The sequence below is a fragment of the Clostridium sp. 1001271B_151109_B4 genome, from assembly GCF_015670405.1.
GTDB lineage: Bacteria > Bacillota > Clostridia > Clostridiales > Clostridiaceae > Clostridium.
The window spans coordinates 63,833-87,121 of record NZ_JADPBQ010000002.1 but is presented as its reverse complement, the minus strand read 5'-3'; the positions used below and the strand labels follow the sequence as shown (position 1 = coordinate 87,121).

The window sequence follows — 23,289 nt, the reverse complement described above, 5'->3', positions numbered from 1 at the left end:
TTAATTATTTGTCAAAGGAGTGATGTTTTATGATGAAAACAAGAAATATTAAAATGGATAGTGTATTAATTAGTGAGGTAGGTATTAATTAGCCTTACAGAATTGTAAAGAAAATTTCAATACCTCCTCACTAAAGTTTTATTTAAAATTAATTTAAACTTTAAGTGTATTTTGGAGGAAATAAAATTGAAAGAAACAAACTTATATAATATAGGACTTACTGAAAGATTTAAAATTGAATCAACAATGTATGAAGATAATTTATTTTTAGCTAGGGTATCTGTTCAGCATAAGGATAAATACAAAATTATTACAGAAGAAGGAGAATCTTTAGCCGAGGTTTCAGGTAAGTTTAAGCATGAAGCAATAGGTACTGAAAGCTTTCCAGCTGTAGGAGATTGGGTTATGGTAGATAGATTAAATGATATTAATGGGAATGCTATAATTCATCATGTATTAAGGAGAAAAAGTGCTTTTGAAAGAAAGGTTGCTGGAAATAGAAGAGATATTCAGATAGTGGCTGCAAATATAGATATAGTATTTATATGTATGGCACTTAATAATGATTTTAATATTAGAAGATTAGAAAGATATATATCAGTTGCTTGGGATAGTATGGCAACACCTGTAATAGTATTAACAAAGGCTGATCTTTGTGATAATGTTTTAGAAAAGAAATTAGAGGTAGAAGCTGTTGCATTTGGAATTGATGTATTGGTAACAAGCTCTATAAATGGTGAAGGTTATGAAGCAATTAAAAACTATATAGGTAATAACAAAACAGTAGCATTCATAGGTTCATCAGGTATAGGAAAGTCAACTCTTATAAATAAACTAATGGGAGAAGAAATTCTTCTTACAAATGGTTTAAGAAATGATGATAAAGGAAGACATACTACAACTCATAGGGAGCTTTTAGTACTACCTAATGGAGGAGTAGTTATTGATACACCTGGAATGAGAGAGTTGCAACTTATTACTGGGGATGTAGATAAATCTTTTTCTGATATTGATGAAATAGCATCACAGTGTAAATTTTCAGATTGTAAGCATGAAAGTGAACCAGGATGTGCTGTAATAAAAGCAATAGAAGATGGAATAATTGATATAAATAGATTTGAAAGCTATAAGAAGATTCAAAAAGAGTTAAAATATTCAGAATTAAAGGGTAGAAAATTAGAAAAAGAAAAAATTAATAATATGTTTGCAAGTGTTGGTGGAATAAAAAATGCTAGAAAATTTGCAAAAGAAAAAAATAAAAGAAGATATAATTAAATAGCTTTTGAAAGAAGATAAAAGCTCCAAATTTGTTATTTGGAGCTTTTTTTAAGTAAATATTATATCTCAATAAAGATATTTTAGGTGATCATATGAAAATAATAATAGGAATAGTAGTTATCTTATTTGTTTTTATAAAGATACATAAAGCTAAGATAAAAGGATATATTGGAGAAAAACAAGTAAGTAAAAGATTAAGAAAATTAAATAAACGAAAATATAAGGTGCTAAATGATGTATTACTAAAAACTGCAAATGGTAGTACACAAATAGATCATGTTGTTATATCTATATATGGAGTTTTTGTTATAGAAACAAAAAATTATAAGGGAATAATAAAAGGAAATGAATATGATGAAAAGTGGAGTCAAATACTAATAAATAGAAATGAAAATTTAAGAAATCCTATAAAACAAAATAATGGTCATATAAAGGCAATAAAAGATTTAATTCCTGAAATAAGACACAAAAATATAAAATCTATTATTTTATTTACTAAGAGAGCAAGATTAAATGTAAATGCAATTACTAATGTTACATATATTAATAAAGTAAATAAGATAATAAAATCATATAAAACTAAAGAGTATACAATTGAAGAAGTAGAAAGGATATTTAAGAAATTAGAAGCGTTAAATGTTAATTCGTTTAAAGAAAGAAAAGCTCATGTTAAAAATGTAAAAAAAAGAGTAAAAAATGCAGAGAAAAAACTGAAGAAAAATAGGTGTCCAAGATGTGGAGGAAAGCTTAAAAAGAAAAAAAGTAAGTATGGAAAGTTCAAAGGGTGTAAAAATTATCCTAGGTGCACATTTAAATTAAATGCATAATATAGAAAGTTGGTGGGAGTATGGTTGATTTATGTTTATTGGGTTGTGGTGGAAATATGCCAATGCCCTATAGAAATTTATCTGCAACACTTTTAAATTTTAAAGGAAGAAAAATTCTAATAGACTGTGGAGAAGGAACTCAAGTATCTATGAGAATGATTGGATGGGGATTTAAATCAATAGATGTAATTTGTATAACACATTGTCATGGTGATCATATTATTGGTTTAACAGGACTTTTATCAACTATAGCAAATAGCGGAAGAGAAAAAATGTTAACTATAATTGGTCCAGTAGGAATAACAGAAGTGGTTAAAGGACTTACTGTTATAGCCAAATACCTTACATATGATTTAAATATAATAGAAAACCCAAGAGAAATTAATTTTAGTATTAATGATGATAACCTTGAGGTTGTAGAAAAAGGCGGCCAAATAAAGCTTACAACATTAGAGGTTGATCATTCATCACCTTGTATAGGATATAGTTTATATTTTAAGCGTGATAGGAAATTTTCAGTAGAAAAAGCAGAAAAAAATAATGTACCTAAAATATTATGGAATAAGCTACAAAAAGGTTATGAAGAAATAATAAATTATGAGGGCAAGGAATATAAAAAAGAAATGGTACTTGGTGATGAGAGAAGAGGAATAAAAATAAGTTTAATTACAGACACTAGACCCTTAAATTGTATAGTTAATTTTATAGAAGAGAGTGATTTGTTTATTTGTGAAGGAAATTTTGGAAGTGATAATGATATAGATAAAGCCATAATAAAAAAACATATGACATTTAGTGAAGCAGCAGTACTTGCAAGAGATGGCAATTGTAAGGAGCTTTTATTAACTCATTTCTCACCAGCAATGTTAGAACCAAAACAATACAAAGAAAATGCAACTAAAATTTTTAAGAATACTATTATTGGAGAGGATAGGTTAATAAAGAGTATTAGCTTTGTTGATAAAGAGAAATAAAGATCTAAAAGTGGTGTGAATAAAAGAATTTTAAATCATAAAGGTGGATAGTTTGAAGGCACAAGCTGATTACAGTGACAAGTTTCAAGTTAAGGAATTAATTCTGCTTGTGATGAATTAAAAATATAATAAACAGTAGATAATTACATAAAATTATCTACTGTTCCTTATATAAAATAAAGAAACTCCCAAAGGAATTTTAACATCAACTTACCACTTGTTAATTGAAATTATCTAACTTTGTTACTGTTTAAATATTTCTTCTAGGAATATTTAATTTAATAGATTTTTCAATTTCTGAAAGCATTCTTGAGTCTTTAGGATCTACAAAAAGACAAGTATATCCCTTTTCACCAGCTCTTCCAGTTCTACCAATTCTATGGATATAAGTTTCAACATTTTCAGGTATATCATAATTATAAATATGATCAACTCCACTAATATCTAATCCACGAGAAGCTACATCAGTTGCAATTAAATATTGAATATCGGCATTTCTAAAAGATTTCATTATTCTTTCTCTTTTTGATTGTTGAATATCACTATGAATAACTTTACAGTTATATCCACGTCTATGCATAACTACTTCAAGTTCATCAGCTCTTCTTTTTGTTCTACAGAAGATTATAGCCATAAAAGGATTATCCTCATCTAATATTTTGCATAAAGTGTCCCTTTTTTCTCTATCAATAGTTTCAACAACTTCTTGTTTAATATTGGTTAAAGTGATTTCTTCTTTTTTTATACTTACTATAATTGGATCCTTCATATATCTATAAGCAAGCTTTTTCACAGCACTGTCCATTGTTGCTGAAAAACATAAAGTTTGTTTTTTCTTAGGTGTTTCTTTCATTATTAAATCAATTTCGTTTCTGAATCCCATTAAAAGCATTTGATCAGCTTCATCTAATACTACAGTTTTTAAAGTGTTCAAATTAACAGTTTTTCTTTTTAAATGATCTAAAAGTCTTCCAGGTGTTGCAATTATAAGCCTAATGTTTCCTTTAAGTTTTTTCATTTGTGAGCCTATATCTTTACCACCATACATTGATAAAACACCAATATCTTTAGCACTGCTTAATTTGTTAGCTTCCTCTGTAATTTGAATGGCTAATTCTCTTGTTGGAGAAATAATCAATGCTTGTATTCCTTGTGAATTTAATGAGATATTTTCAAATATCGGTAATAAAAATGCTAAAGTTTTACCAGTACCAGTTTGAGCTTCAGCAATAACATCTTTATTATTTAAAATATGTATAATACTATTTTGTTGAATAGGAGTTGGAGTTTGTATTCCAGATTTTTTTAATATATTATCTATATCATTACTAATTCCTAAATTTTTAAAGTTCATATAATTTACCTTTTATCTTTCATCTAAAGTTTTATATAATTATAACATCTATATAGCCAGAGGAGAATGTATATTGTTGGAAAAATGAAAATCATTTTTTTTATAAATATAAAAAATCCGATAAGAGAAAATATATATATTCTTATCGGATAAAATAAATTTTATTCTAAAACTTCAATTATTTCATTGTGTAAATGTAATAATATTGAGTTTTTTGCTCTTTCCCAAGAGTCAAAAGTATTAATATTATCATTTATATATTTATAAATATATTCAACAATTTCATTAACATCTTCAATAGCATAATCATATACAATATCTATTTTATCAATTAATACTAAAGTTTCAGCAATTTGAGCTTTTACAGCTTCATCAATTATGTTAAAATTCACTCCAAATCTAGAAAATAAAATATCTTTTTGTTTATTAATATGTTTAGATTCTGTATAAGTAATTTTAAGATAATCTAAAAAATTTTCAAAATCGCCAACGTTATCCAATGGTTCTAGGGTAAATAAAATTCTAAAGAATAAATTCCAGCTAAATTCATTATTTATTACATTTTCAAAATACTTTCCAAGTGTTTCTTTGAAGTAATCATTATAAATAACGTTTCTCTCAAAGGATAAAGATGAGTTAAAATTTAAGCTTTCTTCAGAAACTGAATTTAAAGTGTTTAATGCTGATATAAGAACATTAGTATAATCAGATTCATTTGAAATATTATTTTTAAAAAATACATATTCAACAATAGTTTCACATGAATCCTTGAAGTTAATTGTCATATCAATGGATTCTTTCATTTTATTAGAAAACATATCGTAAATAAGTTTAGATATTATTTCTTGAAGTTGTCTTTTATTAGGGGTACTAGATTTTATCTTTTTTGATTCAAAATGCTTTAAAACTGTTAAAAGTTGATTATCTATCATTGTTAAATTATTTTTTATAGAATTCATAATATCTCTAAGAAATTGATCTTCAATAATATAGTTAGAGTTTTTATAGATTATTTGATGTTCTATTTCACTCCAAAACATATTAGTTAAAGATTTAATTTGTAATTCAAAAGGAATAACTAAGTCTTCATGTGTAAATCTACCATCAATTCTATAAATGGTAAACCCATTTTTTTGTTTTTGGGGTTGCTTCCCAGAGAGTTTAAGAGATATATGATTATTGTCTTCACAAAAATAAAAATCATTTTCAGCTTTTTTATTAAAATATTTTTTTAAAAAACGATAAATCTTTTTTTCATCATCACCAAATCTACACTCAATTCTTATACCAATAAGATCACTTAACCTAAAAATAAGTTCGTTAGCATCAGGATAGCGTTTATAATAATGATTTCTTAAGATTTTTTCACGTAAACTTTCAATAGATTTAACTCTACAACTAATATTAGAGTATTCACAATAGCTATCATTTAATATTGAGGAAAAAGAATCTTCTAATTTTGTTGAAGCTTCTAATAAAATACTTTGATGTTTTTTTAGTTCATTTAATGCTATTTCTAAATAGTCAAATTCTTTAATATTCAAAATTACACCTCTGTTAAATAATTATATTAATATGATTATACAAATTACTATTTAATATAACCAATAATATTATAATGGTTTATTATCTAAAATTGTAGTAAAATAGTAATTAAGGAATTAAAATGATATTATTAAAAATATAACTATTTATTTAGTGGAGATATGAGAAGAAGGAGTAAATATGGTAAGTGAAATAAATAAAAAAATAAAAAATTTAAAAGAAGAGATTTCTCTAAAAAATAAATTAGATAATGGAATAGTCGTATTAGAACGTAATTTAAAAAATCAAGAAATAGAGTTGAATAATTTAGAAAAGGAACTTAAGAAAGAGAAAAAAGATATAGATAATTTAAATAAAACGTCATTTTCTAATTTTTTTGCAGCTATATTTAAAAATAAAGATGAGAAACTAGAAAAGGAAAAAGAAGAATATCTTAATATGAAGATAAGGCATGAAGAGGTATTATATAATATAAATGTATTAAAGTCAGATTTGAAAAATAAAAAGGAAAAGCTTTGTAGTATAGAAAATTGTGAAAAAGAATATGAAAAAGTAATGGATGAAAAAATAAGTATACTTAAAAATAATGGTGATTATGCAACAAAGGAAAATATTAAAAGGCTAGATGAAAAATTAAGTGAGCTTATAGATGAAAATAATGAGATAAGACAAGCTTATGATGTTGGTAAGAAGTTATTAGAAGAGGTAGCTTCAGCTAGAGAGCAGTTAGAAGAAGCGAAGAAATGGGGAAATTTTGATATTATAGGTGGAGATGCTATGTCATCAATAGCAAAGCAAAGTAAAATAAGAAAAGCAAATATTAAATTTGAAATAGTAGCACAACTAATATCAGAATTTAATAAGGCATTAGGCCATATTAAATTAAGTAGCTTGGAGTTTTCTAATGTTACATTTGCCCTTGATGTATTTTTTGATAATATTTTTACGGATATTTCAGTACAAAGAAGAATTAATGAATCTATAGAAGGTATTGAAAACTTAGAAAATAAAATAAAAGATATTTTATATGCTTTGCAAAATAAAGATGAAGAGGTTGTAAGAAATTTAAATAACATAAAGAATGAATATATTTTATTTATTGAAGAAGCAAATTAATTAATTTATAGTCTAATTAGGAAATATATTTCAAAGAAATTAAAAGTATAAAGATTTAAAAGATAAGCAAATTAATATGTCTTAATTATTAATTTGCTTTATTTTTATATTCAATATTAAAGCTGAAGAGATAATCAAAATTATATTGAAAAAATTGTATATAAGAAAAATTATTTTGGGGAAATTTTTTTGATTTTATTGTTTTGCGTAATTAATTTGAAACTTTTAAGGTAATAATGTATTATGAATAATGAAATAATTTACTAAAGGAGTGTAATCTATGGATTATAAGGCAAAAATTAAAGAAAAAATGAGTAAATTATTATTTTTAGAAATGAATAAAGATGGATTTAAAGAAAATGTAGGTATTCCATCATATGTTGCTTTTAAAAATAAGGATTTATACTTACCAATTAGTTCTGAATATATAAGTTCAAATGTTAATGATGAAATAAAGATTAAGAATCTTCCTATATATTACTTTATTGAAGGAATGTTTACTGCAATTGGTGCTGATGAAAAGTTAAGATTTAATGAAGATTATGAATTGATTTTAGATTATATCAAAGATACAGAAATTTGTATTAAATCGCTAATTAGTAAAAAAATTGAAGATAAAAGATATTTAGATGCTTATCTTTTATTAAAAGGTTATTACACATATTCTAAAGATTTAGATGTAATGAAAAGAATATTACTTGTAGGGGAAACTATAAGGGAAGAGGATAGTAGCTTTAAAGATTTATTGCTTGAAGATATAGATTACTGTATTAACAACAATTTAAAGATAGCAGAACCATACCTATATCAAGCAATTATATTAAAAAATGATGGAGATTTTAAAGCTGCTAGAGTTGCTATTAATGAATACCTAAATAAAGGTGGTAAAGTAACAGAGGAAGTTGAAATTATAAAAACAGATATTCAAAACATTTCAGATTATGAAAATGCTATAGAGTATTTAGCAGAAGATCCAACTAAAAGTATTGAAATATTATTAAGGCTAGCTGAAGAGTTTGAAGAAAATCCATTAATTTATTATTATTTAGGAATTGGCTTTAGAAAATTAGAAGATTATAATCAAGCAATTTATTACTTAAAAGAAAGTGTTAAGAGAGAAAGTGGTATTTTAGAGGTCATAGTTGAGTTAGGTTTAAATTATGCATGTATAAATGAATTTGAAGAGGCAATTAAGTTCTTTAAAAAAGCATTTGAAGCTTCAAGGGATGTTGAAATTTGTACAAATATTGTTATGTGTTATTTAAATCTTAATGATTTAGAAAATGCTAAATTACATTTAGATATAGCTAAAAATTTAAATCCAGATGATGAAATAGTAAAGCAATTAGAAACTATGATGAATAAGGAATAATAAAGGAAGAGTTTATATGGGGAAAAATCAAAAATATAAGACTATAGATATATTAGGGTATGAAATCTTTGCTGCTAATATGGATAAATGCTTAGAGGTTGTACTTTCAAAAGAAAAGGTACATATTGTTTCAGGGAATCCTGAAGTACTATACACAGGATTAAATGACAAGAAATTGTTTGAGAACTTTACATGTGATAAGTCATTGATTATACCAGATGGTGTAGGTGTACAAATAAGTGCTAAAATATTAAAAACACCTGTAGAAGAAAAAATAGCAGGAATAGAACTTATGAAGAAGATACTTGAAAAGTGTGAAGACAGTGGAGAGGGTATTTATCTATTAGGTGCTAGTGAAGAAAATTTAAAAGCTTGTGTAGCAAATATTTTAAGGGATTATCCAAGAATAAATATATCTGGATATCATAATGGTTTTTTTGATTTAGATAATCCAGGAGAAATATTAGAAGAAATAAAAGAAAAAAAGCCTATGGTAGTTTTTGTAGCAATGGGTTGTCCAAGACAGGAAAAGTTTATCGTAAGATATATGGATGAATTGCCCTGTAAAATATTTATGGGTGTTGGAGGTAGCTTTGATGTTATTGCAGAAAAAGTAAATAGAGCTCCAAGATGGATGATAGATATAGGAATGGAGTGGGCTTATAGAGTTGCAAAAGAACCATGGAGAATAAAGAGACTGGGAAGTATTCCTAAGTTTATATGGACTGTTACCAAGAGTAGAGGTAAAAAGTAATGAAGGGTAACAAGATATTTAAAGCTGCTTTCTTGGTTATGATAGTTAGTATTCTAAGTAGATTTTTAGGTTTATTTAGAGATATGCTAGTTGGATATCAATTTGGGGTTAGTATTTATACTGATGCTTATAAAGCTGCAGTATCAGTACCAGAAACTGTTTTTACTATTGTAGGACTTGCAATATCAACAGTATTTATTCCAATGCTTAGTAAAGTTAAGTTTGAAAAAAATAAAGAGGAAATGTTTAAGTTTTCTAATAATATTATTAACATATTATTAGTTATTTCAGTAATTGCTTTTGCTTTAGGATTTGTTTTTACAGATAAAATTGTTGCTTTTATGTTTGATGGGTTTAATGAAGAAAAGTTTACTCTTACAGTTTCTTTAACAAGAATAACTTTATTTAATCTTTTATTCTTATCAATAAATGCATGTTATACTGCTATGCTTCAAGTTTGTGAAGACTTTATAATTCCTTCAATTTTAGGTATGTTTTTTAATGCTCCAATGATAATTTATTTAATATGCTTTAAAGATATTAGTATTATTGGATTAACAGTTGCAAATGTTATAGGTAATTTTTTAAGAGTTGCAGTACAGTTGCCGGTTTTATATAAACATGGTTATAGATTTAAATTATTTATTAACTTAAAAGATGAAAGAATAAAGAAAATATTGATATTAATTATACCTGTAATCATTGGTTCAGGAGCAAATTCGTTAAACATGGTAGTTGATATGAAGGTAGCTTCTTCATTAGGTGATGGAGCTGTTAGTGCATTAGATTTTGCCCAAAAAATAATAGTTTTTGCAAATACTGCAATAACAACTTCTATCGTATCAGTAATGTATCCGCTTATGGCTAATAAGTTAAATGAAGGAGATAATGAAGGGTTTACTAATTACTTAACAAAATCTATTTCTATTATAGCTTTGTTATTAGTACCTATTTCAATAGGATTTATACTATTAAATAAAGAAATTATAAGTGCTTTTTATGAAAGAGGAAATTTTAATGATGAAGCTGTAAAGATTACAGCAAGTGCTTTTTTAGGATATTCATTAGTATTACCCTTTACAGGAGCAAGAGATATTTTAAATTCATCATTATTTTCTATGCAAAAAACTAAGGTAACAACAATCAATGGTATTATTGGGGTAGTTGTCAATATTGTTTTAAGCATTACTTTATCAAAAGTATTTGGAGTATTTGGCGTGGCAATAGCATCTACAATAGCATCAATGATAACGGCAATTTTATTATTTATTTCTACTAGAAAATTTGTTGGACACTTTAATGTTGTGCCTATGATAATTAAACTATTAAAAATAAGTTTATCAGCAATGATAATGCTTTTAGTACTAAAGGTATTAAATATAATGATAAATTTAGATAATTCAATAGTAACTATCTTATTTAATGGGATAGTAGGAGGGATTATTTATTTTATATTGTGTAAAATATTTAAAGTTGAAGAGTTTGATGAAGTAATAAATATGATAAAAAATAGAGTATATAAGTAAGGGGCTTAGGAGGAAATATGAAAATATTATTTATAGCATGTTATTCACCGTTAATTAATAATTCTGCATCTATTGAAACCTTACAATATTTAAATAACTTAGCTAAAATTGATGGAAATGAAGTTCATCTTTTAACAGTGAATTTCCCAAAGAATTCAATTTATTATGATGAGTATATATTAGGTATGTTAGATAAAAGAGTTAAAAAACATATAATTTCTGGTGGAAAAATATTTGAAAGAATAATGCCTAAGAAATCTCAAAGTACAGTAGTTGCTAGTGCGGCTAACAGTAATAAAAGTTTTGTAAAAGCTTTATTAAGAAAAGGTAAGTCAATGGTAGCAATACCAGATATGTATTTTAATTGGGCAAAATCTGCAAGTAAATATGGTATTGAATTAGTAAAAAAAGAAAAGTTTGATGTTATGTTTTCAATGCATGAACCACCTTCTAGCCATATTTGTGCTCTTAAGATTAAAGAAGAGTTTAAAGATTTACAATGGGTTACTTATTGGAGTGATCCATGGTTAAAGGATTCAACTAGAGCTAATATAAGCAAGGCAAGAAGAAAATTTGAGGGATCATTTGAAAAAAGAATAGTTGAATTAACTGATAGATTTATTTTTGTAACTAAAGCTAATAGAGATGATTACATATCTTCTTATAATATTCCAGTTGAAAAAACTTATATTGTAACAAGAGGATATGACGAAAATCAATATGAAGAGATTAAAAAGAGTTTAACTCCAAAACTTATAAATAAAGAAAAAGTTAATTTTGTTTATGCAGGAGAAATATTCTCAAAGCTTAGGGATGTTAATCCTTTTATAGAAGCATTAAATAATATTAAAGATACAAATATTAGTTTGTATAATAATTTAAATATTATGTTTTTTGGAAATATTGATGATGCAGAAATAAAGAATAAATTAATGGCAGTTGATAATATTAACGTTTCACCAAGAATTCCTTATGATGAAGCTTTAGCTTATATGCTTAATAGTGAAGTGCTGTTATTATTTGGGAATAAAAATTCAAAGCAAATTCCAGCTAAAATTTATGATTACTTTGGAGCAGATGGTATTATTTTTGTTATACTTGGTGATGAAAATGATCCTATAAAAGATGTGGTAGAAAATAAAAACAAGTGTGTTGTTGTAAATAATACTGCTGATGAAATTGTAAATGGAATTAATAAAATAATTTCTATGATTAAAAATGGTGAAAAGTATGGACCTATTGAAGAATACAAATGGCAATATATATCAAAGAAGCTTAACGATATTTTAAAGGGGTAATTATTATGCATGTAATGTTTATACCTTCTTGGTATGATAATAATAGAAATAAAGTTCATGGTAGTTTTTTTAGAGAGCAGGCAAATAAGCTTCAAGAAAGTGGAGTAAAGGTAACTGTTGCATATAATGAAATTTGGCCATTAACATTAATGGGTAAAATAAAAGAAAAAAGTGGTTTGTCTTTTAAAGTTGAAAAAGGATTAAGAACTTATAGATATAAAAACTATAATTTTATTCCAAAGAATCCATTAATGTTTAAAGTTTTTGATAAAAGAATGGAAAAGTTATATAAGGAAATTACTAAAAAAGAGGGAAAGATAGATATTATTCATGCACAATCATCATTATGGGGTGGCATAAGTGCTTCTTACGTAGCAAAAAAATATAATATTCCATTAGTGATTACTGAACATTCTTCTGTTGAGAGGGGAGTTTACGTAAAGAAAAGTTACTACAAAAGGATAATAGATTCTTATAAAAGTTCAAATAAAGTTATAGCTGTAGGAAATGGACTTAAGAAAGAGATTGAAGCATTAAGTGGTCGTAATGATATAGAGGTTATTGGAAATCTTGTAGATTTATCTTTATTTGATATTAGAGATGTTAAAAGAGAAAGTAATGAGTTTATATTTTTTAGTGTAGCATTTTTAGAGGGTGAAAAGGGATTTGATACTTTAATTAAAGCCTTTGCAGAAAAGTATAAAAATAAAAATGCCAAATTAGTTATTGGAGGAGACGGAAGTCAAAGAGAGTGGCTAAAAGGCATAGCAAAGAATGAAAGCGTAGAAAATCAAGTTATTTTTACTGGTGCATTGTCTAGAGAAGAGGTTTCTAATTGGATGAACAAATGTGATGCTTTTGTATTACCATCAAGATATGAAACCTTTGGGGTAGTATATATCGAAGCGTTAGCAAGTGGTAAGCCTGTAATTGGAGCCTTTAATGGTGGAGCTGAAGATATAGTAACTGAGGATGTTGGGATATTAGTTGAAATAGATAATGTCAAAGCATTAGGTGAAGCCATGGAATATATCGAGCAAAATTATAAGAAGTATGAACCTAGAGCATTAAGAAAGTATTGTACTGAGAAATTTAGTGCAAATGTTATAATAAATAAAATAATAAATGTTTATAAAGAACTAATAAAATAAAGGCGTGATAATATGAACTTTAAGGATTATACAATAGATAAATTTTTATATGAATTAAAAACTGATTTACCATCTCCAGGAGGAGGAAGTACTGCAGCATTGGTTTCAGCTTTAGCTGGAGCTTTAAATTCAATGGTATATTCATTTACTGTAGATAAAAAAGCTTTTGAAAAATTAGATGATAAAAATAAAGAAAAGATGTTAGTTTTAAAAGAAAAATGTGAATCTTTTATAAGTAAAAGCATCTGTTATATGGAAGCTGATAGAGATACTTTTACTGCATTAATGGATACTTTTAAATTACCAAAAGATAACGATGATGAAAAGAAGTATAGATCTAAAATGATTAAAGAAAAAACAATAGCAGCAATGGAATCACCATTAAATTTAGCTAAGGATTCTTTAGAATTTTATGATAATATTGATTTTGCAATTGAATTTGGAAACAAAAATTTAACATCAGATGCTATTGTTGCAGCAATACTTTTACATGCTGCTATTGAAAGTTCAATAGTTAATGTTTTTGTTAATTACAATAGTTTATCAAGCAATGAAGGATATGAAGAAATTCCAGAAGTGTGCAGAGAAATATTAAAAAAATCATTAAGTAAAAAAGAGTTAATACTTAAAGAATACGGTATTTAAAATTAAAAGTCATAATATATAGGTAATAGTTATCTATATATTATGACTTTATTTTTTTTGAAATACTTAGGATAAAAATATTAATATTTATTGAGCTTGATATTCAGGAAGTTCAGTTAGTGGTTTAAATTCATAACCATCGGCTCTAATTTGCTCAATTACTGTTTTTAAAACAGCAGTATTTGTTTTAGAAACAGCATGTATAAGCATTACACAACCAGGATGAACTCCATTTGTGATTTTTTTGATAGCTTCTTCTTCACTAGGTTGGCTATCAATAATCCAATCTTTATATGCAAAACTCCAAAAAATAGTTTTATAACCAAGGTCCTTAGTTTTCTTTAGAGAATTAATTGAGTATTTTCCCATCGGTGGTCTAAAGAATTTAGGCATATCTGTACCAACAACTTCTTTATATGCTTCTTCTACATCAGTAAATTCTGATTTGAACTTTTCAGGGTCTGTAATAGTTGCCATGGATGGATGATGATTAGAATGATTACAAACCAAATGACCTTCATCAGCCATTCTTTTAATAATTTCAGGGTTAGAAACAATATATGGTTTTACAACAAAAAAGGCAGCTGGAACTTTTTCATCACGTAATATATCTAGAATTTTTGAAGTATAACCATTTTCATAGCCCTCATCAAAAGTTAAATAAATAACTTTTTCATTAGTATCTCCTAGATAATAAGCATCATATTTAGATAACAGACCAGTTGCTTCTTTTGGGCATTCTGGTAATGTATCCTTGCCTCGATTAACAAAATACCAATTTAATTCAGTATCATCTGAAGCAATATTGATGGAGTGACCAAAAGCAATGCTAGAAAGATAACTTACCGATAAAGTTAAGGTAAGTAAAAATATAAATAACTTATTTTTTCTCATTAAAATCATCCCTTTCTAAGTTATATTAATATATTTTGTATATGACAAGATATTAAACGTGGTAAAAAAAGGGCGAATGGGTACATTGAAGAATAATTAGGTAAAAAATAGAACAAAAGGAATTGACAAGAAATAATACAAGGGATATAATGGTAAAAGAATGAAATATAAGGAGGTAGGAATATGTTAAATTTTAGATTTAAAAATGATAAAGAAAATGGAATAAATATTGGTAACCCTATCTCTATGGTTTTATATAAATAATAAAAATTTGTATAAAATTTAATTGAAATTTTATGTAGTAATTAGAGGTTGTGGTTATTAGCTATGACCTTTTTGTATTTTTACAAAATTAGTATGAATTTTATCTTATATGATAATTATAGTCATGGCATAGCCATGGCTTTTTTTTATTTAAAGGAAGGAGCGTTATGGAAAATGGAGATTTTAAAGGTGGATGACAATTAAGTTTTAAACTAAAGGGGGAGTCAAATAATGACTAAGGTATTTAAGTATGTTTTAAAGTATAAGGGAACATTAATTTGGGGTACTATATCCATGCTTATTGTAATAGGCGTTGATTTATTAATTCCATATATGCAACAAATATTCATAGATGAGGGAATTATTGCTGGAAATAAAAATAGCATAATTTTTGTATTAGGAGCAATTTTAAGTATTTCAATAATTAAGGCCATATTTGGCTATAATAAAGAGTTTAAATATGATTTATTGAGTGCTTGGGTTCATGAAGATATAAAAATAGATGAGAATAAAATTAAATTTAAAGATATAGATAAATCAAATTATAATGAGTGTATTTCTTTGAAGGTTGGAGAAAGTCAAAAAAATTATGTAGCAAGTAATATGTACTCCTTAGTGCAGGCATCTTATGAAGATGGATTGTATCCTTTAGGAATATTTAATGAAGATGAAATGGTAGGATTTTTGTTATATGACTATGATAAAGAGTTAAATGGATGGTCTTTTTCAAGATTTATGATTGATATAAAGTATCAAAATAAAGGACTTGGGAGAATGGCTTTAAAAAAATTCTTAGAATATTTTCATAATAGATTTCCTGATGAAAGCTTATATACAAGTGTTGAAATTGATAATGATATAGCTATTAAGCTATATCAGAAATATGGATTTGAAATAAAAAGTTCATTTGAATATACAATTGAAGATGTAATTTATAAGGAGTTTAGGATGATTAAAGAAATTTGGTAAAAGGTGAAATTAAATAATTGTGGTTGAGGTTTGCTAAATAGGAGGGATTATGGAAATACCAATAGAAATTAAGAAAATAATTGAGGGCAAAGCCTTTAATATAGATACAGTTGGATTATCAGATTCTCAGGTGTTTTGTTTTGATGATATGGTTCTTAAAATTCAAAAGAATGATGATGAAGCTATAAATGAAATAAAAATAACGAATTGGCTAAGTGGAAATCATATTGTTCCAAAAGTTTTATGTACTCATATAGAAGATAAAAAATGTTATTTGTTAATGAGTAAAGTTAAAGGGAAAATGTCTTGTGATACAGAATTTTTAAGAAATCCTGAAAAGTTAGCTGAATTATTGGCAGAAGGTCTAAAAATCCTTTGGAGTATTAATTTAAAAGGATGTCCTTGTGATAGTTCTATAGATAAAAAGTTAAAAATGGCAGAAGAGAGAGTTAATAAAAAGATATGTTCAATGGAAGATATTGAGCTAGGTGCTTATGGAGAAGAAAAATTTAGTTCTCCAGAAGAGTTGCTACAGTGGCTTAAGGAGAATAAACCTAATGAAGAACCTGTTTTATCTCATGGTGATTATTGTCTGCCAAATATTTTTATAGATAATGATAAAATATCAGGATTTATAGACTTAGGAAGATGTGGCATTGGTGATAAATATCAAGATATAGCTTTATGTTATAGAAGTTTAAAAAGTAATTTAAATGGACGATATGGAGGGGAGGTAATTAAAGACATATCGGCAGAGATTATTTTTGAAAAGTTAGGAATTGACCCTGATTGGGATAAGATTAGATACTATATTTTACTAGATGAATTGTTTTAAATAAATAATAAAATAAGAAGGTGAATAATATGAACTTAGAATATAAAATAATGAGTGAAGAAGATTTTGAAAGCTGTGCATATGAACTTATTGAAGCATTTAAAGAAGAGCCTTGGAATGAAGAGTGGACATTTGAACAGGCATTTACAAGAATTGATGAAATTATGTCTGCAAGAGTATCAAGAGGGTACGTTGTTTATGATGGAGATATAGTGGTAGCAATGGCTTGTGGAAGAATTATGACTTATATAGATTTTAAAGAATTATGGATTGATGAATTAAGTGTAAATCCTTTATATCAAGGAAAAGGTGTTGGTAGTAAGTTAATAGAATTTATAAGAAGTGAGTTAAAAAAGGAAAAGAGTAAAATTTCTTATTTAGCTTTAAATACTGAAAGAGATTATCCTTGTGTTGGGTTTTATGAAAAAAATGGATTTAGAACTTCTGAAACAAATGTTGTAATGTTTGCTAATGTAGATTATAAAGGAGATAATTAAGTATACAAAAGGAAAGCTTTATGAATCTAAGGTTTTGGGAAATTTATCAAATGAAGAGGTAGAAGAGTATAATAAGAGATTTCACTTTATGAAGAAATTAAGATTTCCAGGACAGTAGGATTAATTTGAACATTTCTATGGAATTTGCAAAGAATGGAGAATTAACGTGCATTTTATCATTGAAATAAAATTGCTTATAGAGTATAATCTTAAAGTATTAGTAACGGATGAAAGGAATGTTATATAGATGAGATTAGGGATTGTAGGACTACCAAACGTAGGTAAAAGTACATTATTTAATGCTATAACTAAGGCAGGAGCAGAATCAGCAAACTATCCATTCTGTACAATAGAGCCAAATGTTGGAGTTGTAAGTGTACCAGATAAAAGATTAGATGTTTTAGAAAAAATGTACGGAACTAAGAAAAAGGTATATACTGCTGTAGAATTTTATGATATTGCAGGATTAGTTAAGGGAGCTTCTAAGGGTGAAGGTTTAGGAAATAAATTCTTATCACACATAAGAGAAGTAGAAGCTATAGTACATGCAGTTAGATGTTTTGAAGATGAAAATGTAGTTCATGTTGAAGGTTCAGTAGATCCTATCAGAGATATAGATACTATTAATTTAGAACTTATATTTGCTGATTTAGAAGTTTTAGAAAGAAGAATGGAAAAAGGCGTAAAGCTTGCTAGATCAGGTGATAAAAAAGCTAAAGCAGAATATGAAATAATGGAAAAGGTTAAGGCTCATTTAGAAGCTAATAAGCCAATAAGAACTTTAGAGTTAAATGAAGATGAAGAAATATTTGTTAAATCTTTATTTATGATAACTTCAAAACCAGTTTTATATTCTTGTAATATATCAGAAGATGATATGATGAGTGGAAATCTTGATAATAAATATGTTCAAATGGTTAAAGAATATGCAGCAAACGAAAATTCAGAAGTAGTTGTTGTATGTGCTAAGCTTGAGGAAGAATTATCAGGATTAGATGATGAAGAAAAAGCTGAAATGTTAGAAGAGTACGGATTAAAAGAATCAGGATTAGATAAGCTTATAAGAGCTTCTTATAAATTATTAGGATTAATTAGTTACTTAACTGCAGGAGTTCAAGAAGTAAGAGCTTGGACAATTAAAGAAGGCACTAAAGCTCCAGCAGCAGCAGGTAAGATTCACTCAGATATTGAAAGAGGATTTATCAGAGCAGAAGTAGTTGGTTATGATGATTTAGTTGCATGTGGTTCTGAAGCGGCAGCTAAAGAAAAGGGTCTTTACAGATTAGAAGGTAAGGAATACATAATGAAAGATGGAGATGTAGTAAACTTTAGATTTAATGTATAATTTTACTTAAGGAACTGTTTAAAACAGTTCCTTTTTTTACGACAAAAAATCTAAGTCCAAAATACTTGAAATGAGTTATTTAGCTGATATTTACAATTAATGTAAAAATGAAAAAAACATCTATTATAAAATTTAAAATATTTCGCCAAGTATTGATATTGCTATATTTGTAAAAGAAAAAAATATATTTTTAATCAAATTTATCTTGAAGGAAATATAATAATTTTATAGAATATATATAAAGTGGTGTAAAGTGGTTAAAAGTGGTTTAGTAATACTTAGTGGGGGTGCAAAATGTTTATTGGTGAATACTCACATAGCTTAGATAGCAAAAATAGAATGATTGTACCTTCAAAATTAAGGGAAGAACTTGGAGAAAGGTTTGTTATTACTAAAGGGCTTGATGGATGTCTTTATGTATATCCAATAAGTGAATGGAAAATACTTGAAGAGAAACTTAAAAAGTTACCGCTTACCAATAAAGATGCCAGAGCATTTGTAAGCTTCTTTTTTTCAGGTGCTTGTGAAGTGGAAACAGACAAACAAGGAAGAGGATTAATTCCATTAAACCTAAAGGAATACGCCGGCATAGAAAAGGATATAGTAAGTATAGGCGCTTTAACCAGAGTAGAGATTTGGAGTAAGGAAAAATGGCGAGAATATAATGAATCAGATATCGATTTTAATTCAATTGCTGAAAAAATGGGCGATTTAGGAATATAAGGAGTAATGAAAATGGAATTTAATCACGTATCAGTTTTGCTAAATGAATGTTTAGAAGCACTTAATATTAAGGAAAATGGAATTTATGTAGATTGTACATTAGGAGGAGCTGGTCATTCGTCTCAAATTGTTAAAAGATTATCTAATGAGGGAAGGCTAATAGGAATTGACCAAGATAAAGATGCGTTAAAAGCAGCAGGAGAAAGGTTACATAATTTTTCTAATGTTACGTTCGTACATAACAATTTTCATAATATAGGAGCAATTTTAGAAGAGCTTGAAATTGAAAAAGTAGATGGTATTCTAATGGATTTAGGAGTTTCTTCTTATCAATTAGATGAAGGTGAAAGAGGCTTTAGTTATATGAAAGATGCACCTTTAGATATGAGAATGAATAGAGAAAATAATTTTTCAGCCTATGATGTTGTAAATGATTATAGCGAAGAAGAATTATATAGGATCATAAGAGATTACGGGGAGGAGAAATTTGCAAAGAGAATTGCTAATTTTATTGTTACTAGAAGAAGTGAGAAAAGTATAGAAACAACATTAGAGCTAGTTGAAATAATTAAAGATGCGATTCCAGCAAAAGCAAGGAGAGAGGGACCACACCCGGCGAAAAGAACTTTCCAAGCTATTAGAATTGAAGTTAATAGTGAACTTTCAATTTTAAATAAAGCAATAGAAGATGGCGTTAATAAGCTAAATAAAGGTGGAAGAATGGCTATAATTACTTTCCATTCTTTAGAAGATAGAATTGTAAAAAATAAATTTAGAGATTTAGCTGTGTCTTGTAGATGTCCAAAAGAATTTCCAATTTGTATATGTGGAGAAAAAGCAAAAGTAAAAGTAATTAGCAGAAAAGCCATAGATCCTTCAAAGGAAGAGGTTGAAGCTAATCCAAGAAGTAGAAGTGCAAAACTTAGAGTAATTGAAAAAATATAAAATATAAATATTATGAAAATTGGCAGGGATGTGAATAAAATGGGAGTAAGGGAATATGATTATATAAGAGGAAATACAGCTTTAGCACCAGAGAGAAAAGTAAGAGAAACTGAAAAACAAAGGGAAAAACAAAGGAAAGAAAAATATAAAAGAGCATATGAAAAGAAGATGAACCTTTTAATAAGTGGGTTTACAGTAGGCACAATTATGTTTGCTTTAGGTGCTACAACTTTATTTTTAGATAGTAAAACACATGATTATCAAAAGCAATTACTAATTTTAGAAAGCAATATGAAGGAAGCGGAAGATGTAAATGCTGCAATAAATGTTGAAATGCTTAAATTTGCATCTTTCGATAAAATAAAAAGTACTGCAGAAGAAGAATTAGGAATGGTTTATCCAAATTCTGAAAGCACTATAACTATTGATATGTCAAAAGAATATTTTTCTCATTTAAAAACTAAGGAGAATAATAAGAGTAATTTTTTACAAAAAATTTTGGCTGCATTTAATTAATGAATAGTTAATAGATTTATCTGCTTTGAAAATTATTTACAAGTACTTAAATCCTTACTTATTCATTGATTAGATGTTTCCTTGGAGGAATTTCATATGAATAAGAAGGGTTTTAAAGATAGGGCTGTCATGCGAAAAAGGATGGTTCTAGCTTTGTGGTTCATTATTGCTGTTTTTGGTTTGTTAATAGTAAGGTTATCTTATATCATGCTTGTTAAAAGAGATGACTATTCAAGCAGAGCAGAAGAACAATGGACTAGTGAAGTTAGGATTGAAGCTAGAAGAGGTAGAATATTAGATAGAAATGGAAATGAACTTGCGGTTTCAGCTAATGTATATAGAGTGGATTTTGACTTGAATTCAATAAGACAATATTTAAAGAAAAATGATAAGACGACTGATGATATTGCACCTCTTATTGCAGAAGCCACTGGTATAGAAACGGCTACGGTAAAGGATAAATTAGAAACAAAGCTTGCTAATGGTAGTGATGCTGGTTCTGCTACTTTGGTTAGAAGAGTTGAAAAAGATGTAGCAGATAAGGTTAATGAATTAAGTATTCAAGGTGTTATTGTTTCACCAGATACAAAAAGATATTATCCAGAAGGAGAGTTTTTATCTCATGTTTTAGGAAGTACTAATAGTGATGGACAAGGTTTGACAGGTGTGGAATTGCAATATAATGAATACCTTTCAGGTGTACCAGGATTAAGAATAAGTGAGCTTGATAGAAATAGTGAACAGTTAGATTATACAATTTCAAATTTTACCACTCCAATTGATGGTAAAGATGTAACTTTAACAATTGATAAAAACTTACAAGCTATAGCAGAAAAGGTAGCGGAAAAAGGGTTAGTAGATAACAGAGCAAAGAGAGTTTCAATACTTATAATGAATCCACAAAATGGTGAAATTTTGGCAATGGTAAATGAACCAGATTTTGATCCGAATAATCCTTTTGAAGGATATGAGGATTTTGTTGGTGAAACTGATGCTGAAAAGCTTCAAAAGATGTGGAGAAATAGTTTGGTAAATGATACATTTGAGCCAGGTTCTATTTTTAAGGTTATTACAATGTCTACGGCTATTGAAGAAGGATTAGTTACTGAATCGGATCAATTTACATGTACTGGTAGTTTACAAGTAGGTCCTCACACAATTAAATGTTGGAAACGTGGTGGTCATGGAACACAAATATTGCCAGAAATACTTCAAAATTCTTGTAATGTTGGTTTTATGAAGCTTGGTGAAAAAATAGGCAGTGAAAAGCTTGTAGAATATATTAAGAAGTTTGGATTTGGACAAGTTTCAGGCGTTGATTTACCAGGAGAAGCAAGAGGAATTGTTAAATCAGCTGAAAATATGAATGATGCAGACCTTGCTACAATATCTTTTGGACAAACTAATACTGTAAATGCAGTACAATATATGACTGCATTTAATGCTATAGTTAATGGTGGAACATTAATTCAACCTCATGTTATGAAATATATAAGTCATACTGATAGTAATGGTAATGTAGTTATAGATGAAGAGTTTGAACCAAAAACTGTAGAAAATGTTATTTCTGAATCAACTGCAGCTACATTAAGGGATTACTTAGAAAGAACAGTAAATCAAGGTGGTTCTAATAAGGCATATATAGCAGGATATCACATAGGTGCAAAAACAGGTACAGCTCAAAAGGTTAATCCTCTAACTGGAGGTTATGAATCAGGAAAGTATATTTCATCTATGGCTGGATTTGGGACAACAGATAATCCGCAAATAACAGTATTTGTAACTATTGATGAACCTAATCCAACTAGTGGGGCTTATTATGCAGGGGTTGTTGCTGCTCCATTAGGAAAGGAACTGTTAGAAGATATATTTAATTATATGAGTGAAGAATTTTCAGAAGATGAAAATGTTATATTAAAAGATGTAGTTTTACCAGAGTTAAGAGGTAGTTCTGTAGATGATGCTAAGAAAGTATTAAAAGATTTAAATATAGAATGTACAGTAGAAGGAGATGGCGATACAATTACAAATATGCAGCCTTATCCTGGATATACTGTTAAGGAAGGTTCTACAATAAATCTTTACACAGAGCAAAATGAATCTTATAATAAAGATGTAGTTATGCCTGATGTAAGAGGTTATTCTAAAGAATCTGCTATAGAACTATTAAATAGCCTAGGAATTGAAACTACAATTCAAGGAGATGGAGTTGTAATAAATCAAAGTATTCCTAGTGGAGAACTTATTTCTGAGGGCACGGTTGTTAAGATTACATTAAGTGCTGAGTATGAAGAAGATTAATTATTAATTAAGTTGTTTAGCATGTGGATTTTTCACATGCTAAATTTATGTATAGGATAATTTTAGTTAGTTTTTATTTTTTAGAATAATAAAACAGGATAAGGCCTATAATTATAAATAATTAGCAAATAAAATATAAAGAATATTTGAAAGATGAAAG

Annotated in this window: 21 protein-coding genes; 18 read left to right on the top strand and 3 right to left on the bottom strand. The window is 27.3% G+C overall.

What is annotated here, in order from left to right; translation table 11 throughout:
• Positions 1-186: 186 nt before the first annotated feature.
• The 3 genes from rsgA (at position 187) to I4V63_RS02020 (ending at position 3,079) form a co-directional block, all read left to right on the top strand.
• Positions 187-1,275, top strand: a complete 1,089-nt coding sequence (gene rsgA, locus I4V63_RS02030) for a ribosome small subunit-dependent GTPase A (protein WP_195999641.1) — start codon at positions 187-189, stop codon at positions 1,273-1,275.
• A 95-nt stretch (positions 1,276-1,370) separates the two neighbouring features.
• Positions 1,371-2,105 carry a nuclease-related domain-containing protein gene (locus I4V63_RS02025; protein WP_195999640.1) on the top strand — a complete coding sequence of 245 codons (735 nt, stop codon included), beginning with the start codon at positions 1,371-1,373 and terminating at the stop codon, positions 2,103-2,105.
• A 20-nt stretch (positions 2,106-2,125) separates the two neighbouring features.
• On the top strand, positions 2,126-3,079 hold the full coding sequence (locus tag I4V63_RS02020; protein WP_195999639.1) for a ribonuclease Z: 954 nt from the start codon (positions 2,126-2,128) through the stop codon (positions 3,077-3,079).
• A 250-nt stretch (positions 3,080-3,329) separates the two neighbouring features.
• On the opposite strand, the gene I4V63_RS02015 is transcribed toward I4V63_RS02020, so the two are convergent.
• On the bottom strand, positions 3,330-4,433 hold the full coding sequence (locus tag I4V63_RS02015) for a DEAD/DEAH box helicase (protein WP_195999638.1): 1,104 nt from the start codon (positions 4,431-4,433) through the stop codon (positions 3,330-3,332).
• Between the two features lie 161 nt (positions 4,434-4,594).
• A complete protein-coding gene (locus I4V63_RS02010; protein ID WP_195999637.1) occupies positions 4,595-5,977 on the bottom strand; it encodes a (p)ppGpp synthetase in 1,383 nt (460 codons plus the stop codon).
• A gap of 181 nt (positions 5,978-6,158) precedes the next feature.
• Between I4V63_RS02010 and I4V63_RS02005 the strand changes: the two genes are divergently transcribed.
• The 7 genes from I4V63_RS02005 to I4V63_RS01975 all read left to right on the top strand — a co-directional run bounded on the left by I4V63_RS02005 (position 6,159) and on the right by I4V63_RS01975 (position 13,840).
• On the top strand, positions 6,159-7,094 hold the full coding sequence (locus I4V63_RS02005; RefSeq protein ID WP_195999636.1) for a hypothetical protein: 936 nt from the start codon (positions 6,159-6,161) through the stop codon (positions 7,092-7,094).
• Between the two features lie 280 nt (positions 7,095-7,374).
• The gene (locus I4V63_RS02000) at positions 7,375-8,466 is read left to right on the top strand and encodes a tetratricopeptide repeat protein (RefSeq protein WP_195999635.1); all 1,092 of its coding nucleotides are present in this window, start codon (positions 7,375-7,377) and stop codon (positions 8,464-8,466) included.
• 16 nt (positions 8,467-8,482) lie between these two features.
• Entirely contained in the window at positions 8,483-9,220 is a 738-nt protein-coding gene (locus tag I4V63_RS01995) for a WecB/TagA/CpsF family glycosyltransferase (protein WP_195999634.1), read from the top strand.
• The gene (gene murJ / locus I4V63_RS01990; protein ID WP_195999633.1) at positions 9,220-10,746 is read left to right on the top strand and encodes a murein biosynthesis integral membrane protein MurJ; all 1,527 of its coding nucleotides are present in this window, start codon (positions 9,220-9,222) and stop codon (positions 10,744-10,746) included. The genes I4V63_RS01995 and murJ overlap by 1 nt, the downstream gene beginning before the upstream one ends.
• A 17-nt stretch (positions 10,747-10,763) precedes the next feature.
• The gene (locus I4V63_RS01985; protein WP_195999632.1) at positions 10,764-12,044 is read left to right on the top strand and encodes a glycosyltransferase; all 1,281 of its coding nucleotides are present in this window, start codon (positions 10,764-10,766) and stop codon (positions 12,042-12,044) included.
• A gap of 5 nt (positions 12,045-12,049) precedes the next feature.
• Entirely contained in the window at positions 12,050-13,195 is a 1,146-nt protein-coding gene (locus I4V63_RS01980) for a glycosyltransferase (RefSeq protein ID WP_195999631.1), read from the top strand.
• Positions 13,196-13,207: 12 nt separating this feature from the next.
• Complete coding sequence (locus I4V63_RS01975) at positions 13,208-13,840, top strand: cyclodeaminase/cyclohydrolase family protein (protein WP_195999630.1); 633 nt, start codon at positions 13,208-13,210, stop codon at positions 13,838-13,840.
• Positions 13,841-13,927: 87 nt separating this feature from the next.
• Here the strand turns inward: I4V63_RS01975 and pdaA are convergent, their stop codons facing one another.
• Positions 13,928-14,734, bottom strand: a complete 807-nt coding sequence (gene pdaA, locus I4V63_RS01970) for a delta-lactam-biosynthetic de-N-acetylase (RefSeq protein ID WP_195999629.1) — start codon at positions 14,732-14,734, stop codon at positions 13,928-13,930.
• 495 nt (positions 14,735-15,229) lie between these two features.
• On the opposite strand from pdaA, the gene I4V63_RS01965 reads away from it, so the two are divergent.
• The 8 genes from I4V63_RS01965 (at position 15,230) to I4V63_RS01930 (ending at position 23,129) form a co-directional block, all read left to right on the top strand.
• Positions 15,230-15,967: a GNAT family N-acetyltransferase gene (locus tag I4V63_RS01965; protein WP_243280427.1), complete on the top strand. Its 738-nt coding sequence runs from the start codon at positions 15,230-15,232 to the stop codon at positions 15,965-15,967.
• Positions 15,968-16,016: 49 nt separating this feature from the next.
• Positions 16,017-16,802 carry an APH(3') family aminoglycoside O-phosphotransferase gene (locus I4V63_RS01960; protein ID WP_195999628.1) on the top strand — a complete coding sequence of 262 codons (786 nt, stop codon included), beginning with the start codon at positions 16,017-16,019 and terminating at the stop codon, positions 16,800-16,802.
• Between the two features lie 29 nt (positions 16,803-16,831).
• A complete protein-coding gene (locus I4V63_RS01955; protein ID WP_195999627.1) occupies positions 16,832-17,299 on the top strand; it encodes a GNAT family N-acetyltransferase in 468 nt (155 codons plus the stop codon).
• Positions 17,300-17,546: 247 nt separating this feature from the next.
• Positions 17,547-18,644: a redox-regulated ATPase YchF gene (gene ychF, locus I4V63_RS01950; protein WP_195999626.1), complete on the top strand. Its 1,098-nt coding sequence runs from the start codon at positions 17,547-17,549 to the stop codon at positions 18,642-18,644.
• A 294-nt stretch (positions 18,645-18,938) separates the two neighbouring features.
• Positions 18,939-19,367: a division/cell wall cluster transcriptional repressor MraZ gene (mraZ, locus tag I4V63_RS01945; protein WP_195999625.1), complete on the top strand. Its 429-nt coding sequence runs from the start codon at positions 18,939-18,941 to the stop codon at positions 19,365-19,367.
• 12 nt (positions 19,368-19,379) lie between these two features.
• Positions 19,380-20,312 (top strand): 16S rRNA (cytosine(1402)-N(4))-methyltransferase RsmH, encoded by a 933-nt coding sequence (rsmH, locus tag I4V63_RS01940; protein ID WP_195999624.1) that lies wholly within the window; start codon positions 19,380-19,382, stop codon positions 20,310-20,312.
• A gap of 39 nt (positions 20,313-20,351) precedes the next feature.
• Positions 20,352-20,828 (top strand): hypothetical protein, encoded by a 477-nt coding sequence (locus I4V63_RS01935; RefSeq protein ID WP_195999623.1) that lies wholly within the window; start codon positions 20,352-20,354, stop codon positions 20,826-20,828.
• Between the two features lie 96 nt (positions 20,829-20,924).
• Positions 20,925-23,129, top strand: coding sequence for a stage V sporulation protein D (locus I4V63_RS01930; RefSeq protein WP_195999622.1), 2,205 nt, complete (start codon positions 20,925-20,927; stop codon positions 23,127-23,129).
• The last annotated feature ends 160 nt before the right edge of the window (positions 23,130-23,289 follow it).